The sequence below is a fragment of the Pollutibacter soli genome, assembly GCA_029269725.1.
GTDB classification, from domain to species: Bacteria; Bacteroidota; Bacteroidia; order Chitinophagales; family Chitinophagaceae; genus Pollutibacter; species Pollutibacter soli.
Genome location: JARJHS010000004.1, coordinates 378,418 through 395,969, shown reverse-complemented (window position 1 = coordinate 395,969; position 17,552 = coordinate 378,418). Strand labels below are relative to the sequence as shown.

Annotated in this window: 17 protein-coding genes; 7 read left to right on the top strand and 10 right to left on the bottom strand. The window is 41.8% G+C overall.

Features of this window, described 5'->3' with window-relative positions; all coding sequences use genetic code 11:
* The first annotated feature begins 6 nt into the window (after positions 1-6).
* The 3 genes from P2W82_RS12670 to P2W82_RS12660 all read left to right on the top strand — a co-directional run bounded on the left by P2W82_RS12670 (position 7) and on the right by P2W82_RS12660 (position 3,196).
* A complete protein-coding gene (locus P2W82_RS12670; RefSeq protein ID WP_336516261.1) occupies positions 7-1,020 on the top strand; it encodes a sensor histidine kinase in 1,014 nt (337 codons plus the stop codon).
* Positions 1,017-1,757 carry a LytR/AlgR family response regulator transcription factor gene (locus P2W82_RS12665; protein ID WP_336516260.1) on the top strand — a complete coding sequence of 247 codons (741 nt, stop codon included), beginning with the start codon at positions 1,017-1,019 and terminating at the stop codon, positions 1,755-1,757. The genes P2W82_RS12670 and P2W82_RS12665 overlap by 4 nt, the downstream gene beginning before the upstream one ends.
* 176 nt (positions 1,758-1,933) lie before the next feature.
* Positions 1,934-3,196, top strand: coding sequence for a PepSY-associated TM helix domain-containing protein (locus P2W82_RS12660; RefSeq protein WP_336516259.1), 1,263 nt, complete (start codon positions 1,934-1,936; stop codon positions 3,194-3,196).
* 227 nt (positions 3,197-3,423) lie between these two features.
* On the opposite strand, the gene P2W82_RS12655 is transcribed toward P2W82_RS12660, so the two are convergent.
* The 3 genes from P2W82_RS12655 to P2W82_RS12645 form a co-directional block, all read right to left on the bottom strand.
* On the bottom strand, positions 3,424-3,969 hold the full coding sequence (locus P2W82_RS12655) for a DUF1415 domain-containing protein (protein WP_336516258.1): 546 nt from the start codon (positions 3,967-3,969) through the stop codon (positions 3,424-3,426).
* Between the two features lie 16 nt (positions 3,970-3,985).
* Positions 3,986-5,266: an APC family permease gene (locus P2W82_RS12650; RefSeq protein WP_336516428.1), complete on the bottom strand. Its 1,281-nt coding sequence runs from the start codon at positions 5,264-5,266 to the stop codon at positions 3,986-3,988.
* 107 nt (positions 5,267-5,373) lie between these two features.
* Positions 5,374-6,105, bottom strand: coding sequence for a class I SAM-dependent methyltransferase (locus P2W82_RS12645; protein ID WP_336516257.1), 732 nt, complete (start codon positions 6,103-6,105; stop codon positions 5,374-5,376).
* Positions 6,106-6,200: 95 nt separating this feature from the next.
* Between P2W82_RS12645 and P2W82_RS12640 the strand changes: the two genes are divergently transcribed.
* Positions 6,201-7,745: a sulfatase family protein gene (locus P2W82_RS12640; protein ID WP_336516256.1), complete on the top strand. Its 1,545-nt coding sequence runs from the start codon at positions 6,201-6,203 to the stop codon at positions 7,743-7,745.
* 7 nt (positions 7,746-7,752) lie between these two features.
* Here the strand turns inward: P2W82_RS12640 and P2W82_RS12635 are convergent, their stop codons facing one another.
* The 3 genes from P2W82_RS12635 to P2W82_RS12625 all read right to left on the bottom strand — a co-directional run bounded on the left by P2W82_RS12635 (position 7,753) and on the right by P2W82_RS12625 (position 9,210).
* Entirely contained in the window at positions 7,753-8,160 is a 408-nt protein-coding gene (locus P2W82_RS12635) for an Hsp20/alpha crystallin family protein (protein ID WP_336516255.1), read from the bottom strand.
* Between the two features lie 89 nt (positions 8,161-8,249).
* Entirely contained in the window at positions 8,250-8,573 is a 324-nt protein-coding gene (locus P2W82_RS12630; RefSeq protein ID WP_336516254.1) for a hypothetical protein, read from the bottom strand.
* Between the two features lie 67 nt (positions 8,574-8,640).
* Positions 8,641-9,210, bottom strand: coding sequence for an RNA polymerase sigma factor (locus tag P2W82_RS12625; RefSeq protein WP_336516253.1), 570 nt, complete (start codon positions 9,208-9,210; stop codon positions 8,641-8,643).
* 165 nt (positions 9,211-9,375) lie between these two features.
* Between P2W82_RS12625 and P2W82_RS12620 the strand changes: the two genes are divergently transcribed.
* Positions 9,376-10,281 carry a sugar phosphate isomerase/epimerase family protein gene (locus tag P2W82_RS12620; protein ID WP_336516252.1) on the top strand — a complete coding sequence of 302 codons (906 nt, stop codon included), beginning with the start codon at positions 9,376-9,378 and terminating at the stop codon, positions 10,279-10,281.
* 286 nt (positions 10,282-10,567) lie between these two features.
* Here the strand turns inward: P2W82_RS12620 and P2W82_RS12615 are convergent, their stop codons facing one another.
* Positions 10,568-12,094: a peptide ligase PGM1-related protein gene (locus P2W82_RS12615; RefSeq protein ID WP_336516251.1), complete on the bottom strand. Its 1,527-nt coding sequence runs from the start codon at positions 12,092-12,094 to the stop codon at positions 10,568-10,570.
* 103 nt (positions 12,095-12,197) lie between these two features.
* The gene (locus P2W82_RS12610) at positions 12,198-13,298 is read right to left on the bottom strand and encodes an anhydro-N-acetylmuramic acid kinase (protein ID WP_336516250.1); all 1,101 of its coding nucleotides are present in this window, start codon (positions 13,296-13,298) and stop codon (positions 12,198-12,200) included.
* Between the two features lie 131 nt (positions 13,299-13,429).
* Between P2W82_RS12610 and upp the strand changes: the two genes are divergently transcribed.
* Both upp and P2W82_RS12600 read left to right on the top strand, forming a co-directional pair.
* The gene (gene upp, locus P2W82_RS12605) at positions 13,430-14,080 is read left to right on the top strand and encodes a uracil phosphoribosyltransferase (protein ID WP_336516249.1); all 651 of its coding nucleotides are present in this window, start codon (positions 13,430-13,432) and stop codon (positions 14,078-14,080) included.
* A 37-nt stretch (positions 14,081-14,117) separates the two neighbouring features.
* Positions 14,118-15,128: a PorP/SprF family type IX secretion system membrane protein gene (locus P2W82_RS12600; RefSeq protein ID WP_336516248.1), complete on the top strand. Its 1,011-nt coding sequence runs from the start codon at positions 14,118-14,120 to the stop codon at positions 15,126-15,128.
* A gap of 259 nt (positions 15,129-15,387) precedes the next feature.
* On the opposite strand, the gene P2W82_RS12595 is transcribed toward P2W82_RS12600, so the two are convergent.
* Complete coding sequence (locus tag P2W82_RS12595) at positions 15,388-16,854, bottom strand: SLC13 family permease (RefSeq protein WP_336516247.1); 1,467 nt, start codon at positions 16,852-16,854, stop codon at positions 15,388-15,390.
* Positions 16,851-17,480: a DNA-3-methyladenine glycosylase gene (locus tag P2W82_RS12590; protein ID WP_336516246.1), complete on the bottom strand. Its 630-nt coding sequence runs from the start codon at positions 17,478-17,480 to the stop codon at positions 16,851-16,853. The genes P2W82_RS12595 and P2W82_RS12590 overlap by 4 nt, the downstream gene beginning before the upstream one ends.
* Positions 17,481-17,552: the final 72 nt, after the last annotated feature.

The following is a 17,552-nucleotide window of genomic DNA, read 5'->3' as shown; positions in this document are numbered from 1 at the left end:
TGGAGCTTGAGAACAATTTCAATTGCAGCAGCCGGATGGCTTGTATGGACAGCTGCAAATTGTTGGGTAATGTATGCTGCAGGACTACCACTTCAACCAGCCGTCACTGATAGTTTGATAAGTAATCTTTTGCTTGCGGCCGCCGCAATCTTCTTAACCAATCTTCTTAAACATTATCTCCCCGGCCAGGGCAGCTATGTTAATCTTGTAGCTATTGTTGCAGCGATCACATTTTTATGGTTTCTCGTTAGCAGAACTGCTGTGCTCGCTGCCTTGAAAGAAGAAATATTTACGCAGGATTTTTTTCAGTATACCGGAACCATAAGATTTGCTATCGGACTTCTTGTACTCACCTGCATTGCATTGATTATTGTATTGAGAAGAACCATGGAGGAAAAAGCTGTTCAACAGCAAAGAAAATCAGACGCGGAAAAACTTGCCCGTGAAGCGGAGCTCATCAGACTTCGCCAGCAGTTGCAGCCACATTTTTTATTCAATAGTCTAAATTCGATAAGTGCGCTAGTTTCCAGAGATCCGGGCCAGGCCCGTAATATGATTGAAACCCTGAGCGATTTTCTTCGCAGCACTGTTAGAAAAGAAGGCGATCAAATGGCTAGCCTTGAAGAAGAATTCAGGGACCTCAACCTGTATCTTTCGATAGAGAAACTTCGCTTCGGCCATCGGCTTGATGCGGAAATATTTATGCCTGAAGACACAAAACAATTGAAGATTCCAGCCTTGCTGTTACAGCCAGTTGTTGAGAATGCAATCAAGTTTGGTGTTTACGAAACCACAGGCAATGTGAATATCAAAATCACCGCGGAGAAAAAAGATCAATTATTAATCGTATCGATATCAAATCCATTTGATCCTGAAACAGCTCAGGTAAAAACAGGCACTGGTTTCGGATTGACTTCTGTTCAAAGAAGATTATATCTTTTATTTGCACGAACAGATCTCTTAAAGATTACGGAAAAAGAAAATCAATTTATCACGTCGATTATAATTCCTCAGCCATGACCAAAGTAATACTCATTGATGATGAGCCACTCGCAAGAAGCCTGGTGAAAGAATACCTCGAATCATTTAGTGATATTGAAGTTGTTGAAGAATGCGACAACGGACTTGAAGGTGTGAAATCAATTCAACAACATCAGCCAGACCTGATTTTTCTTGACATACAAATGCCGAAAATTAACGGCTTTGAAATGCTTGAGCTCCTTGAGCAAAAACCTTCTGTTATTTTCACCACTGCTTTTGATGAATATGCGATGAAGGCATTTGATCTTCATGCTATAGATTATTTATTAAAACCGTTTAGTAGAACACGTTTTGACCAGGCTATACAGAAATGGAAACTCCAACAGTTTGCGAAGGATGCAAAAGCAACCAATAATCTTTTGGAAACAGCATCGCAATCTCCTCAACAAAAAGAAAGGATTGTCGTGAGGTCCGGCACGTCTGTGATCATCATTCCTGTCAACGACATTCAATACCTTGAAGCTGCAGATGATTTTGTAAAGATTCATACAGGCAAAGGAGTTTGGTTGAAAAACAGAACGATGGCGCATTTCGAAAAAACACTTGATCCCGCGAAATTCCTCAGGACACATCGATCTTATATCATTAATCTTACCGAGATCGCAAAGCTGGAACCATACGAAAAGGAGAATTATATCGTGGTATTAAAATCAGGTACGAAAGTTCCTGTCAGTCGAACCGGTTTAGTCAGGTTGAAGGAAGCGTTAGAATCTTAACTTAAACTGCCTTCCCAGATCGCAAATTTCGAATAAACACTTGAAAATCCGGGTGCAATAGCTTCTGAACAGCCTTTTAGCTGAATCAGCTTCTGCAGTTTTTCCCGATTCCGTAAGCTGCTCTGCGCGCTGTGAATTATTTTGCCGGTTGATCATTTTATAAACCGGCATCTCCGATGGTTACACAGGCAGCAACAAAATCAAACTGGCAAAAAGTCCGTAAACTTTTTAATGATATTCATCTTTGGTCAGGCTTAACCAGTGGTATCGTGGTAATTGCTATTTGTTTCAGTGGTACTATCTATGTTTATAATACGGAAATCACCGAGATGTCTGCTCCTCATTTATATAAAGTAGAAGCTAAACCAGGTGTTCAAAGAATTCCCCCTGATTCACTGATTGCTTCTATTGAAAAAAATTCGGAAGGAAAAGTCCAGTCGCTCAATTATCCGGCAGATTTATCACGAACATATCAATTCAATGCAAAAAAGAAAGACGATAAATCGAGAGGCGCGACTTACATGGTGAATCCTTACAATGGCAATATCGTGGGTAACTCCGCAGAAAAAAATGGTACTAAGGAATTCATGAGTAAGATGTTCAGTCTTCATCGCTGGCTCATGCTTGATAAAATTGAAACGCCAATTTTAAAAAACAAAACAAACAGAGAGTTGGGCAGTGTGATTACCGGATGGACAACGATCATTTTTACCCTGGGATGTATTACTGGTTTGATCATCTGGTTCCCACAGAAACTGAGAAACTGGAGACAAGGCTTAAAAGTAAAGTTCAACGCTAACTGGAAGCGAGTCAATCATGATCTGCATAATACGCTTGCATTTTATTCATTGATTTTTTTATTGCTGATGGGTTTAACAGGTCCGCAGTGGTCGTTTGAATGGTACAGAAACGGTTTACAAAAAACGTTGGGTACTTACAAACCAAAAGATAAACCCGGGCCGGAGAAAAAGAATGAGGTCAAAGATGTAAAACCTGTTTCTCTCGATTCAATTGTACAGCCGGTGATTTCACTTTCATCCGTAATTGCCATTGCCGATAAAGCTTTACCTTATGCAGGCGATTACAATATCCAGATTCCACAGGAGCAGGGAACGCCATATACTATCAGCAAGACAAAGATTGGCTTCTTCGCACCAGCCGCTGCTGACCGCTTAATTATTGATGCTTATTCAGGAAATCTGATCAGGACAGAGATATTCAAAAACAAGCCATTTAAAGAAAGAGTTGCCGGATCAATCAAGGCGATTCATGTTGGGAATGTGTACGGCAAATTCACAAAAATTCTTTATTTTCTTGCCTGCCTGGTAGCGACTTCTTTGCCTGTCAGCGGCACAATGATCTGGTGGAACAAACTCAAACAGAAACGCAGGAAAACAAACTTGGTTTTCAAAGCACAGCCTGAATTTGTGACGGTTTAAACTATAAAGACCTGGCAGGTCTTAAGACCTGCGAGGTTGTTCTTTGCAGAACGCTCCTTAAAATGGATTTTTTTGTCATTCCCTGCCAACCCCAACCTGGGAGGTCTAGGACCCCCAAGGTTGGGGTGTTTGAAAAAAAATGACATTGACAATCAATACCTTTTTTTATCAGGAGTGAATTGTCGCTGCTTTTAGAAGTGTTGCTGCGATTTCCAACCTGGCAGGTCTTAAGACCTGCCAGGTTTTAAAAGCTGTTGCATAAACAGCAATCCTTTCTCCCGCGCAAAACGAATGTTGTTTTCCGGTATCTTTTCGGGATTCTTATAAAATTCCAAGACCTTCTCAACACTGGATTCCCTTAAAAAATGCAACATCGGATAAGGTGACCGGTTAGTGTAATTCGCGGGATCATTTTCATCAGAGCCGGCGAATAAGTATTGTGGATGAAAACTGGCCAGTTGATAGATCCCTTCATAATCCTGGTCCTCGAGCAACTCCTCCGACATATCCAACAGTTCCAAAAAATCTTCAAAGTCCTCATATCCCTCCGGGATGATCAGTAAGCTGGTTTCGATATCATCGCTTTCATCTAAACGATAACATTCCCGAATTACCTGTTCGAGAACTGCTTCCCTGCTCTTGTTGGAATTCACTGTAAAACGAACCTTTCCCTCATTGACAGGTTTTGATGCGAAAGGACAAAAATTGCAACCGATGACAACGACCTTCACCCATTCCAAAGTATTTGCAATGATTAACTGTTCATCAATCATAACTATAAAGTTCAAATTATTGTTGATTTACTACCGCACCGACGGACGCTTTTCTTTTGCCGATATAAAACAAAAGTACACCCAGTGCAAGTATAGCCAGGCCAATCAAACTTTCCACGGGTTTGTCCTTCAACGTAAACAGCAATACCCAGCAATTAAACAAAAGGAATATTACGTGTGGCCATGGGCGTAATGGTGCACGGAAACTTCCATCAACTTTTATCTTATCCTTCAAAGCAGAAGCAACCGTGAGCGATGCCATCAACTGCAAAACAAATCCGCAGTACAATAATATATTTTCGAAAGATCCTGTTACTGTTAATACAATGCTAATCAATACGTGCAACCACAACGCAGGTACAGGAATACCCTGGTTATTTTTTCTCGCGAGGATTTTCCAAACCGGATTATCATTCGCCATTGCCCAGGTTACTCTCGGGCCAACCCATAGGTACGAACTGATCGTTGCGATCAACTGAATGGCAATAAATATACTCACCCATTTTCCCCCGCCGGAGCCAAACAGATTCTGAAATGCAATAAAACTCACTTCTTCTTTCCCTTTCATTTGTGCGACAGAGGCATGCTTCATCAGCACATACTGAAATAATACATAAACGACGGCAACAAAAACAGTGCTTATGATCAATGCTTTTGGAAGATTCACGAAAGGATTCCTGATTTCACCGGTGACATATGATGCTGCATTCCAGCCGGTATATGCAAAAAAAACAAAGACCATTGAGACCGCAAATCCGGTTGTTGTGATCTCCGATTGCCATGCTCCATCCCAGCGCAAAGAGTTATCTCCACCCGATGAAAAAATGCAACCGGCAATTATTAAAAAAACAATAAAAAGAATTTTTATTATTGTTGTTGCATTCTGAAACCGGCTGCTATGGCGAATGGTAAAACTATGCATGATTCCGATTCCCAGAATTAAAGCTACCGCCCAGAGTTTGCTGTGCTCTAAACCCAGTGGAGACATATATTTTGTGAAAGCTATCGCCGCAAGTGCGACAGGTGCAGAAAATCCTGCTGTCAATCCTGCCCATGCGGATAGAAAGCCTGCCAGCGGATGAAAAATTCTTGATAGATAAATATAGTCGCCACCCGACTCTTTGAATTTTGTACCTAGTTCCGCATATACCAACGCTCCGCATAGCGCCAGAACCCCACCTAGAATCCACAGTAATAAAATGCTGAATGAATTCTGTACTGATGAAAGCTGAAAACCGAGACTTGTGAATACACCCGTGCCAATCATATTTGCAATGACAATGGCCGAAGCTGTAATGACACTTATTTTTTTATCCGGCAGGATGGCTTTCTGATTGATTTCAGCATTGAAGATAGTGTTGAAAGCAGAATTTTCCTTTCCGAATATCAGGAGAAGAATTAACCCTAATCTGCTGTTTTTGTAAATATGAAAAAATGCTGAATGGGCAGAAATTTACCATTGCTGACCATCCTGAAACCGTTTGCCTCAAGTTCCTTTTTAATCTGCTTTTCGCTCGTCTTATGCAATTTCAATATTCCAATTTCTGCATCTTCAGCCCGATACTCCATCAGGATTAATCGTCCACCTTTTTTCAGACTTTTAGCAATGGCCTGCAACATTTCTTTTGGATACATCAATTCATGATAGACGTCAACCATCAGGGCGCAGTCAACACTATTTTCCGGAAGGTTAGGTGTTTGCTCTCCACCTTTGATTACTTCCATATTTTTAGAGGAAGAATCGCGGATCCTGTCATTCAACATTTTTAGAAATGGATCCTGGATTTCCACAGCATACACTTTCCCTTGCGGAACATACTTAGCAATCTTAAAACTGTAGTAACCAGTTCCCGCGCCAATGTCAGCAACCACATCAGTAGGTTTAAGCTGCATTTTTTCCACTGCGAGATTACTGTTTTCCTCTTCCTGTCTTGTACTTCTATCCAGCCAGCCTGAACCCGTGGAACTAATAATCCTCGCAATTTCCCTATCCATATAGAATTTGCCAGTCCCGTGTGACGATGCCTCTTTATAGGTGTAAACGGAATCCTTCTTACTTTCCTGCGCATTTAAGGTAAAGATCGAAGCTATCATGGAGCTGATCAGAATGCCAGAACGAATAATGTATTTACTCATTGGATTTGAGTTTGTATAGAAGGGATTTGAATAAATAAAACCTCCTTTACTAAGTTTACTATTTTTAGTAACTGATCAAAGTTAAAAATTGACAAATGGCCTTTTCCGGATTAGCATTAAATATAAGTTTTGCCTTTATCCTGATTCTATCATCCCTTTCTGCTGGTTCGCAAACCTCTGCCAGGGCTGAAAAAAAAAGGCCCAATATTGTTTTTATCCTTGCGGATGACCATCGGTATGATGCCATGGGATTTACTGGTGCATTTCCAGGGCTTGAAACTCAAAACATGGACAGGATGGCGAAAGAAGGGATTTATTTCAAAAACGCAGTAGTGACGACGGCCCTGTGTTCGCCAAGCCGTGCGAGCATATTAAGCGGACAATATGCACACCGGCACCGGGTAGTTGATAACCAGGCGCCGGTTCCGGAAAACTTAAGATTCTTTCCCGAGTATCTTCAAAAGGCAGGATACCAGACTGCGTTTTTGGGCAAGTGGCATATGGGAGAAGAAACGGACAAGCCCCGGAAAGGCTTTAATTACTGGGCCAGTTTCAAAGGCCAGGGAGAATACTATAATCCGGTAATGAATATCAACGGGAAACAGGTACCCTATACCGATAGTACATACACGACGGACCTGCTAACGAACCTATCAATTGACTGGCTGAAGCAAAGAAAGTCAGCTCAACCGTTCTTTCTTTATTTATCGCATAAAGGAGTACATGCGATGTTTCAACCTGCCACACGTCACCGGGACAAATACAAAAATCTTCAATTTCAACCACCGCCCTCGATGTTTCTGACAGCAGGTGATGTAGATAATTTTGGTGATTTAAAGACGATCGCTAACAAAGAAATTGAAACGAAAGGTTGGAAGATAAACAAACCGGATATCCCATCCTGGGTATGGAACCAACGGTATAGCTGGCATGGTGTTGACTACCTGTATCACGGTGAATTATCCTTTATCGATTTCTACAGACGATATCTAGAGACATTGCTTGCTGTCGATGACAGCGTCGGAAAAGTGCTGGATTATCTTGAATCTGCAGGGCTACTGGACAATACAATCGTATTTTACATGGGTGATAATGGGTTCAGTTTTGGTGAGCACGGCCTTATTGATAAGCGCCATGCCTATGAAGAATCTATGCGTGTTCCACTTCTCGTGTATGCCCCACCGTTAACAAAAATAAAGGGCGAGGTAAATGACCTTGTCCGGAATATAGATATAGCACCAACGATACTGGAAATGGCTGGAATTGCAGCTCCCCCGCAGATGCAGGGCAGATCATTTCTTCCTTCATTCAAAGGAGTAAAAAGTAAAAGTACAAATGTTGCCTATTATGAATATTACTGGGAGTATGCATTTCCTCAGACTCCCACCCTGTTTGCTGCGAGAACTGATCGGTATAAATATATCTATAATCACGGCGTATGGGATATAAATGAGCTATACGATCTCCGGGCAGATCCTTATGAAATGAATAACCTGATACGCAGTCCGGAGTACCAGCAAATCGCTCATTCGATGCGCGATTCAATATTCAACTGGCTAGAAAAAACAGGGGGATCTCAAATCCCCCTGCGTAAAATTGATATCAAAAGATCAGATAATAAATACAACGGTATTTACTAAGCTGATTTCAGTTTACCTGGATTTCGCGGCCGTCATTTCGGGCTGCTGCATTCTTTGGTAAGCTGATGTACAGGATATTATTCTCCTGTCTTGCTGTGATCGCTTCGATGTCGATGCCATCTCCGAGACTGATAACTCTCTCAAAAACACGAACCGGAAATTCCTGTTTCACAAAAGTGGGAATTTCTGTTTCATCAACATGTCTTGTACCGTTGATGTAAAGTTCATTACCTGAGATTTTGAGTTTGATATTTTCTTTCTCAAACCCCGTTGCATAAACTGATACTTCATAAAAAGTATCCTTGTCTGCAATGTTTACCGGAACATTGTACTTGGGCCTTCTGCCCCATCCGCCGAAGTTGCGGGCATGATGATACGAACGGCCATAAGCCGCATGTTTAGATCCTCCAAACATAGTTTCTGATTTAAATTGTTTTAAAAATGCCTTGCGGAATATTTGATCATCGCAGGCTAACAATTATACAGACGGGATACCCGGTGATTTTACTTTAAATCCGAAGTTTCATCGCTTTTTCTAAATCTCTTTCCACCGGCGCAACGTTTTCTCCATTCTTCTTTGAAGCGATCACGCTCTTCCGGAGTCATGGTTTTCCATTTTTCAAAAAGATGCCGCGGAGGGCCGAAACCACGATGCGCCATGCGTGGGCCTCCTGGCTTATAAAAATTCCCGGTTAATATGCGGGCCAGTAAAAGTAATCCGACAGATTGCCAATAACTCAGTTCTTTGAGACTGAAAATATCCGGCATTAATGCGTTCCATAAGAGCATCACCACAAGTGCACCGATAAACAGGAACGCTATTTTCATAATTAAAAATGGAGCCTTCATTTTAAACCTACTGGGTTCTCGCCGTTCATTTTCCATACTCATAAATTTAATAGTTTAACAGATCATCATACAGGTACTGCAGCCGCTCACGCAGGTGTTGCACTGCATATCTTTTGCGGCTGATAATTGTTTTGATGTTCTCATGGGAAGCATCAGCAATTTCCTGTAGGGTGAATCCTTCAATTTCGTTTTCCACAAAAGCTTTTCGTTGATTTTCCGGAAGTTCATCGAGCGCGTTCCACAATTCATCCCAGAATAAAGATTTCAATAATTGCGTTTCGGCATCATCACTATTTGAAAACAGAATGTCTCTGAATGGCGTTTCTGATTCTTCATCCTGCGGGAATATATCATCAATCAGATCTGGTTTTTTGCGGCGATAGCTATCTGTTATTTTGTTCCGTGCGACTGTAAAAAGCCATGCGCTGATGGTATTGATCGTTTTCGATGCGGCGGTAGTAATATACTGATACCAGACATCCTGCAAAATATCTTCCGCATCTTCGTCAGTATCTACCCTGCCTCGGATAAAATTGTACAGCCGCTGGCTATATTCACTAAAAGGCTTCATAAATTGCCCGTTCGCTGACCATTCCGGAATTAGTTCCTTGTCCATTCCTTATTAAAGACGAGGAACAGGAAAAAATACTTTATCGGGGAGAAAAATAGCTATAAATGATTTGTTATGATCAATTTAAATAATAAAGGCCGGACAAAGGGTTGTGATTTTTCACTAACTTGATCGCTTCAAAAGAGTTAAACCATAAATAATCTCTGCCATATGTCAATGAACAGGAGAATTTTCTTAAAAAGTACAGCATTCACTGCTGGTGCAGCAATTATTTCCAATAAGATATTTGCTGGTCTTCCTCCGGAAGGAGAATTAACAGGCGTACAGTTATATTCCGTTAGAGATCAGATGAAAGCTGATCCATTAGGTACACTTAAACAGGTGGCTGCGATGGGATATAAACATGTAGAACATGCGAGTTATAATGACCGTAAGTTTTACGGATATCCTGCAAAAGAATTCAGGAAAATCCTGGATGATCTTGGTCTGAAAATGCCGAGCGGACATACGGTTCTGGGTAACCGTCATTGGGATGCATCAAAAAATGAATTCACTGATCTATGGAAGTATACTGTAGAAGATGCGGCCATCCTGGGTCAGACTTTTGTAATCAGTCCTTCTCTTCCGCCTGATAACCGCAAAACGGTTGATGATGTAAAGAGATTCATGGTTGTGTTCAATAAAAGTGGTGAGCTCTGTCAGAAATCAGGAATGAGATTCGGTTATCACAACCACGATTTCGAGTTCACTCAAAAAATGGGAGACACTAACTTATTTGATATGATACTGAAAGAAACAGATCCAAAACTGGTTATTCAGCAGCTGGATATTGGTAACATGATTAATGGCGGAGCAAAGGCGCTTGATATCATGCAGAAATATCCGGGAAGATTTGTTTCCATGCACGTAAAAGATGAAGTGCTGGCAGCTGGTGGTAATGAGAAATATGAATCAACCATATTAGGTACTGGTATTGTGCCGGTAAAAGAGGTAATCGATCTCGGAAGAAAATGGGGTACAAAACATTTCATCATCGAGCAGGAAGCTTACCAGGGCAAACAGCCCCTCGACAGCATCAGGGAAGATCTGGCGATTATGAAGAAATGGGGATACTAGGAAAGGCCGAATTGAAAGATGTTTAATTAATAATTTTGTTTAAAAAGACTATCTGTAACGGGTAGTCTTTTTTTATTACCGGAGAGGAATCAAGAGGAGAGGAGAATTATCAGACTTCGTTAAAAACCGTGAAGTAACTTATAGACGTTGTTTATCCGGGTTCGCAATTGCAAAGACAAGCATGCCTTGTCTCTGCAATTGCGAGAATAAAAGTTTTTGAATAAAGGATGTCGACAATTCGGATTTGCAAAAGAATCCTGGCTTGCTCACTGTGCCGATATGCTGCCTATGTTCCCACTTCCGCAAGCACCTTCACCACTCTTTGATATAATTTCTCACAGGTTTCACGATCCTTGCCGATACAGACTACGCCAAGTTTTCCGAATTGGGAAAGCGCGCCAATTAAGTGAAATGTAACACCCTCCTGTGACGAAGCATTGTAGTGAAGTCCGTTGCAGATGGCCAGATCAACCAGATCCATAGGCGCTAGCCCATGATTGCTTTCGCCATAGAGGTTGTCCGTCGCAAAATAATATCTTGTCTGTCCACCTGCAGTGAGGTAAGCTCCCGTGTCAGGATTATAATTGCCATCGGTCAGGAACTGAAGCATCAGGTAAGGATGTGTTGTACCACCTTTGCGCAGATTGATTTCAATTGCGTAGTGCGTCCATTTGTCATTTTCTTTCACAGAAAGGAAATCAACAGAGAAGCGGCCTAATACGCCTTTATCGTGGAGAAAATCGGCGACCCTTTTTCCGATAGCGCCGATCTCGAGATTGTATTCATCATTCGCAGGAAATGAAGCACCCAGAAAAACCTGACCTGATTCTCCACCAAGCAATTGATCGTGCGTACTGGAAACATCCGGCACCCCTACAGGATTTATTCTGCATTGAACAGAAGGTGATGTTTTGATATCTCCATCAACAAATGCCTCCACAATTCCACCCATCTGCACAAATTTCTCCATGAATTGATTGAAATACATACCTGCAGCAACAACGGCTGAGTTTTCCGCGAGGTGCGCCTCCACCCAATCCCGCAATCCTGTTTCCGGTGCATCCTTAAAACTGAAAATTGCATTGCCTTCTCCACTGAATCCATCGTTCATCTTTATAACAGCTTTTCGCAATGCTGGATTTCGTTCTTTTAGTTTGACAAGTGAATCGATTACTTCCTCAGTGCTATATAAATTTTCAAAACCATCAGGCATATTTAACCCACACATCCTGAACAATTCGCGGGCTTTACTTTTTGTGCCCCAGTAATACAAATCAGGATCACACCCGAAAACGGGAATTCCCAATTGCACAGCAAGCGTACGTTCGTGACCTGTAACAATAAAAGAAGAAATATGCGCAGCATGTCCTACTGGAATCGATTCTTTTATTCTGTTGATAAGAAGAGGCCTTTCCAATATTTTTTCCGTAAGCGATTTTGCAGAAGAATCATAACAACTCAAAAGAGTGAGTCTTGCCCTTGCATGCAGACCGGTAATTCCTGGTAACAGGTGAAGATAATAATCGACAATGACGGGATCAATCGGTACGCTCGTTACAAACACAACGTGTGTACGTGGCATCCGCAGCAACATCAGGTGACACAGCATCCTTTCTTCGTAATAGAAATGTCCCTTCACTTTCGCGAGGATTTCCTGGTCAAGTGTAAGACTGGGAATAATCACCACCGTTTTAGGAGCGCCGTAATCAGGAAATGCAACTTCAAACTGATGTTTCAATTCCGATTGTATTTCCTTAAACCGAGCTCTCTCTTCTTCGGAACCTGGTATTGATTTTGTCATTTTATTGACCATGGCAGCAGGATTTTTTAAACGTTGACTAACGCCTGAACAGCATCCCGTCAAAATATTAATAAGATACGGGTTATGCGAATTTCGAGATATTTTTTATCTAAAATCAATCTTCATTATACCCCATCCAGAGAGCGCCACCAATACTCGCCTTACGAGCCCCGGTTACAGAAGGTAATACCGTAACTTCTTCACGCCAACGGAGTACTCCCAGAAAAGCCATTATCAGTGCTTCTTTGTACATCGCCAGTTCAGGTTCCGCAACTTTCACATTAATACCGATTGGTGCGAGGGTTTCTGCAATTCGTTCAAGCAAAAAGTTATTAAACACTCCACCGCCGGTAACAAGCATTTCTATATGTTGATTTTCCGGTATTTCATAGGCGATTTGTTTAACTGAATTTTTAATCTGAATAGCAATGTGTTCAACATATGTACGCAACGCATCGTTTAAATTCAAATCAAAAGACTTGATCAGGGGAAAGATTTCATCGGTACCGAATGTATTTGCCAATGATTTCGGGTAGGCTTTCCGGTAATAGGCGTAATCATTCAGTTTTTCAAGAAGTTCCTGGCTTACATTTCCTGCAGAAGCCATCCTGCCTTCTGCATCATATTCCTGGCCGGTTTCAGCAATAAGTAAATTGAGTACTCGATTCGCCGGGCAAATGTCAAATGCAATATAGCTTTCAGAAGTCCGACAGGAAATATTTGCTATTCCCCCGAGGTTCAGAAAGAATGCATATTGACCCAGTAGCATTTTTTCACCTAATGGAACAATCGGTGCTCCCTGACCTCCAAATGCCAGATCCAACGCACGAAGATCGCAGACCACGGGTAGCCCGGTTTCGGCTGCAATCGCAGCTCCTTCACCCAATTGACCGGTCATACGCGGCGGCTGATGAAATGTCGTGTGTCCATGTGAAGCGATCAAGCCTACCTGGTAATCAATTTGATGTTCGCTAATGAACGCATTAATCTGTTTTCCGATGTAATGGCCATAATCTGCATGCAACAGCACGTAATTCATGGCATCAAGATGAATAGCGTTGGAAAGTCGTTCTTTCCATTCCGGAGAATAAGGGTAGCAGGAACTTTTTTTAATTTCATAAGTCCATTTACCGCCGGTTTCCTGCAATTCGGCGAAAACAAGGTCCATTCCGTCCAGTGAACTTCCGCTCATCATACCAATCACCCGATACAACATATAGTCCTGATTTAATATTTACTGATTCAGCCAGTGTTCTAATCCTAAGTTTTTTATAAATCCATAGGATATACCCTGCAAACGAATTAGATTTGTTTTGCGGGTTTACCGGCCGAAATTAGAACTTTTGTATGGTCATCAATCTCAGCGAGAAACATTCCCTGTTAACCAATTGGATCAGTGAATTAAGAGACGTAAACGTTCAGTCTGACAGGATGCGTTTCAGGCGTAACCTGGAACGGATAGGTGAAGTGATGGCTTATGAAATCAGCAGAAATCTGCCCTGGGAGGATAAAGAAATTCTGACCCCGCTGGGTACTTCAGTTTGTAAAGTTTTAAAAGAACAACCGGTACTGGCAACAATCCTGAGAGCAGGTTTGCCGTTACACCAGGGTATGTTGCATTATTTTGATAAGGCCGATAATGCTTTTATTTCGGCTTACCGGAAACACCACCGCGACGGTAGTTTTGATATCAGTCTTGAATATATTTCCTGTCCGACGCTGGAAAACAGGATCCTGATCGTTTGTGATCCCATGCTGGCTACCGGTGCTTCACTTGTTAAAACCATCCATTTCCTCAAAGATGAAGGCATAGCCAAAGAAATTCATGTGGTTTCGGCCATTGCCTGTTCCGTCGGGATCGAATATGTCAAAAGAGAGGAGCCGCATGTGACGATCTGGTGCGGTGATATCGATGATGAGATTACAGCAAAAGGCTATATAGTTCCCGGTCTGGGCGATGCAGGTGATCTTGCGTACGGTGAAAAATTACAATCCTGAGATTAATTTTTGTACTTTGTTTGCTAATCAACACCAGATGAAATCAATCCTAATATGTGTGGTAATGGTGCTGCTCGTTTCAACTCTTCGGGCCCAGGATCCGCATTTCTCTCAGTTTTTTGCTTCGCCACTTACCTTGAATCCTGCACTAACGGGAAGGATCGATGGTAATTTCAGGCTTGCCGGTAACTATCGCAATCAATGGCCAACAATAAATAATGCCTTCACAACAGCTACTGTGTCATTTGATATGCCCATTCTTGTTAACCGTATTCCGGAAAATGATACCTGGGGTGTTGGTGTCATGGGATTGAATGATCAGAGCGGTAATAAGATTCTCAACAACAATTTTGTTTCTCTTTCAACTGCATATCATAAAGGTCTCGATGAAAATGGTTATCACCAGATCACTGTTGGTTTCCAGGGAACCTATGCGAGTAAAAGGCTTGATATTACACGTGCTGATTTTGAAGATGAGTTGACTTCGCTCGGATTCACCGGTGTTACCTCAGAAGTATTCAATAACAGCCAGGTGGGTATCAATTATTTTGATCTGAATACAGGTATCATGTATTCGGGTACGACTAACAGTTATAACAGCTTTTACATCGGTGCTTCTGTTTATCATATTAATCGCCCCAAAGAATCGTTCCAGGGCGGAAATTTTGTTCTCAATCCAAGACTAACGATTCATGGTGGCGGATTCATTCCGGTTGCAAAATGGACAACAGTACACGGAAGTTTCATCCATCAACGCCAGGCCGGGGCAACTGAAACTGTATTAGGTGGAGCAGTTTCGCAGAATGTAAAAAACGACGAGGATAGTCCTGTAGAACTGTATGGAGGTCTGTGGTACAGGTTCAACGACGCAATCATTCCTTATTTCGGACTGGAGTTCAGCGGACTTCGTCTTGGGGTATCATACGACTTTAATACATCTTCACTGAAAACAGCTTCCAATAGTCGTGGCGGAATGGAAGTTTCTTTAATCTATGTGCGGGTACCGCCGGACAGGACGGACAGGAAAACGAGATGCCCGAAATTTTAGTTGTTCGTTGTTCGTTGTTCGTTTCTCGTTCCTAAATGAAGTTTGTGCTCCCGGATACATTTCTTGTGCAAGCATCAACAGCAGGGGAAGCAGCGCTTTTCTAACGTTGTCTGTTTTACGTATTCTATCTCGCTTTTCTTAATGCCTTAACTAACGGGCATTTGAATTCCTGGTCTGGAAACATAATTTAATCACACTATCTGCTCAATAACAACCATAAACTTCGAAGGACGAACAACCAAAAACGATGAACGCCCCACTACTTGCCCAGCGTTATAATATGCGGTAAAACAAAATAGCAGAACAGCACAATCAATATTATACTCACCATATTCATCACAAATCCTACACGAATCATTTGCTTCAGTTGAATATATCCGCTGGCAAATACAATCGCATTTGGCGGTGTTCCCATGGGCATCATTGATGCTGCACTTGCTGCAAGGGTCATCGGAAGTCCCAACATAAATGGATTTATGTGTAACGCTTCTGCAATCCCTGTTACCACCGGAGCGATCACAATTACCTGCGCAATATTGCTCATGACTTCACTCATAAATATGGATACAACAGTAATAACTATTACTATAAGCAAAAGATTCGTTCCGGAATAATCGGCGATCGCTTTTCCAAGCAACTCAATCAAACCTGCATCCTGTAATGCATTAGCCAATGTGATACCACCTCCAAAAAGCAATAGTATTCCCCAGGCCATTTTTTTTGTGTCTGACCAGTCGAGCAGCTTTTCCTCTTTTTTCTCCTTATCACCTGCAGGCAGAATAAACATCATCAGTGCACCAAAAACAGCGATCATATTGTCATCCAATCTGAAAAATTTCAACTCATTAATCAGGTCTTTTGTTATCCAGAGTCCGGCAGTGATCAGGAAAACAGTGAGCACTCTTTTTTCAGGAACCGTCATTGGTCCCAACTCTTTTAGATTTGAATGAATCATATTCTTCATTTCTTCACTCGCTGCAATACGGTTGGGGTAGAGCCATTTCACCATCACGATATAAAGCGATAACAACAAAAGAACTGCAATTGGTGTACAGATGATCATCCATTGTGCAAATGAAATATCGTAATTGTAATGTTTGTTGATGAAAGATGCATATGCCACATTCGGAGGGGTACCTATGATGGTAGCGATGCCGCCGAAATTCGATGCGTAGGCAATAGATAACATGATGGAAAGGGAAAAATATGCTGCTTTCTGTTTGTCGGAAGTGTTGGTTTGTACGACAGATATTACCGAGGCTGCGATGGGAAACATCATCATGGTAGTGGCAGTATTACTCAGCCACATACTGATAAACCCTGTAGAAAGAATAAATCCAAGAATGATTCTGTCCCCACTGGTCCCCGTGAGTTTTACAATACTTAGTGCGATTCTTTTATGCAGATTCCATTTCTCAATAGCGAGTCCGATCATGAATCCACCCATGAAAAGAAATATCACTTCATTGGCATATGGTGCGGCTGTTTTGCTGATGGTATTGATATTCATTAACGGGAACAGCACCAACGGTATCAGTGCAACTGCCGGCATCGGCAATGCTTCCCCTATCCACCAGGTAATCATCAATGCAGCAATAGCAATTACTTTTACGGCTTTTGGCTCAAGATCCAAAGGATTAAACAACAGGAAAATAAAAAACAATGCAGGCCCCAGCCAGAAGGAAAAGAATTTGTAAAATCTTCCGGAAATAAAGTTCAGATTCATGAAATTTCCAGGTTTGAAATACTTTTTGTTTTAACGCTGATGCTGAGATGATCTTTTATCATAAATCGATAGGGCCATAATGCGTGATCTCCAGCATAATCGACACCTATGCGCGGAGATGCAACTATTTCATTCTGCATCAATTTGTATCCGTCATCTGCGAGGTATATTTTATTTCCTGTCAAAGAAATGCCGGTATGCTGAACCGAAATACCCAAGGCTTTGGTGAGCTTCCCAGGTCCGGCACCCAGTCGATGTACATGGTCATTTCTTCCGATTCGTTTTGCCATATACGTGAGGCCTTCCACCGGTTCCACTGCGCGAATTAAAACCACATGGGGAATTCCTGCTGAGTTAGTCACAACATTAAACAGATGGTGAATGCCATAACAGAGATAGACATAGGCCAGGCCTCCGGCATTGTACATGACTTCGGTACGAGACGTCCTCCGATCACCATAGGAGTGGGCCGCTTTATCACCAATACCCTCATACGCTTCCGTTTCAACAATTCTCGCGATCGTTTTCTCACCATCCCAGTTGGTGACTATCAATTTACCTAACAGGTCTTTCGAAATCTGTAAAAGATCAGCCCGTTGATAAAATCCCGCATCCAGTTTTTTCAATGAGTATCGTTTTCTGCTGTAAAAAGCCTTAAGTTTGAAAAGAAAAATAGCTAGTTTTTATCTAATACCCTA

What these genes read in the sequence shown, in the direction of transcription:
- P2W82_RS12620 (WP_336516252.1), top strand. Translation starts at nt 9,376, where the DNA reads ATGTCAATGAACAGGAGAATTTTCTTAAAAAGTACAGCATTCACTGCT.
- P2W82_RS12625 (WP_336516253.1), bottom strand. Translation starts at nt 9,210, where the DNA reads ATGGACAAGGAACTAATTCCGGAATGGTCAGCGAACGGGCAATTTATG.
- P2W82_RS12600 (WP_336516248.1), top strand. Translation starts at nt 14,118, where the DNA reads ATGAAATCAATCCTAATATGTGTGGTAATGGTGCTGCTCGTTTCAACT.
- P2W82_RS12635 (WP_336516255.1), bottom strand. Translation starts at nt 8,160, where the DNA reads ATGTTTGGAGGATCTAAACATGCGGCTTATGGCCGTTCGTATCATCAT.
- P2W82_RS12660 (WP_336516259.1), top strand. Translation starts at nt 1,934, where the DNA reads ATGGTTACACAGGCAGCAACAAAATCAAACTGGCAAAAAGTCCGTAAA.
- P2W82_RS12610 (WP_336516250.1), bottom strand. Translation starts at nt 13,298, where the DNA reads ATGTTGTATCGGGTGATTGGTATGATGAGCGGAAGTTCACTGGACGGA.
- P2W82_RS12615 (WP_336516251.1), bottom strand. Translation starts at nt 12,094, where the DNA reads ATGGTCAATAAAATGACAAAATCAATACCAGGTTCCGAAGAAGAGAGA.
- P2W82_RS12640 (WP_336516256.1), top strand. Translation starts at nt 6,201, where the DNA reads ATGGCCTTTTCCGGATTAGCATTAAATATAAGTTTTGCCTTTATCCTG.
- P2W82_RS12645 (WP_336516257.1), bottom strand. Translation starts at nt 6,105, where the DNA reads ATGAGTAAATACATTATTCGTTCTGGCATTCTGATCAGCTCCATGATA.
- upp (WP_336516249.1), top strand. Translation starts at nt 13,430, where the DNA reads ATGGTCATCAATCTCAGCGAGAAACATTCCCTGTTAACCAATTGGATC.
- P2W82_RS12595 (WP_336516247.1), bottom strand. Translation starts at nt 16,854, where the DNA reads ATGAATCTGAACTTTATTTCCGGAAGATTTTACAAATTCTTTTCCTTC.
- P2W82_RS12630 (WP_336516254.1), bottom strand. Translation starts at nt 8,573, where the DNA reads ATGAAAATAGCGTTCCTGTTTATCGGTGCACTTGTGGTGATGCTCTTA.
- P2W82_RS12655 (WP_336516258.1), bottom strand. Translation starts at nt 3,969, where the DNA reads ATGATTGATGAACAGTTAATCATTGCAAATACTTTGGAATGGGTGAAG.
- P2W82_RS12665 (WP_336516260.1), top strand. Translation starts at nt 1,017, where the DNA reads ATGACCAAAGTAATACTCATTGATGATGAGCCACTCGCAAGAAGCCTG.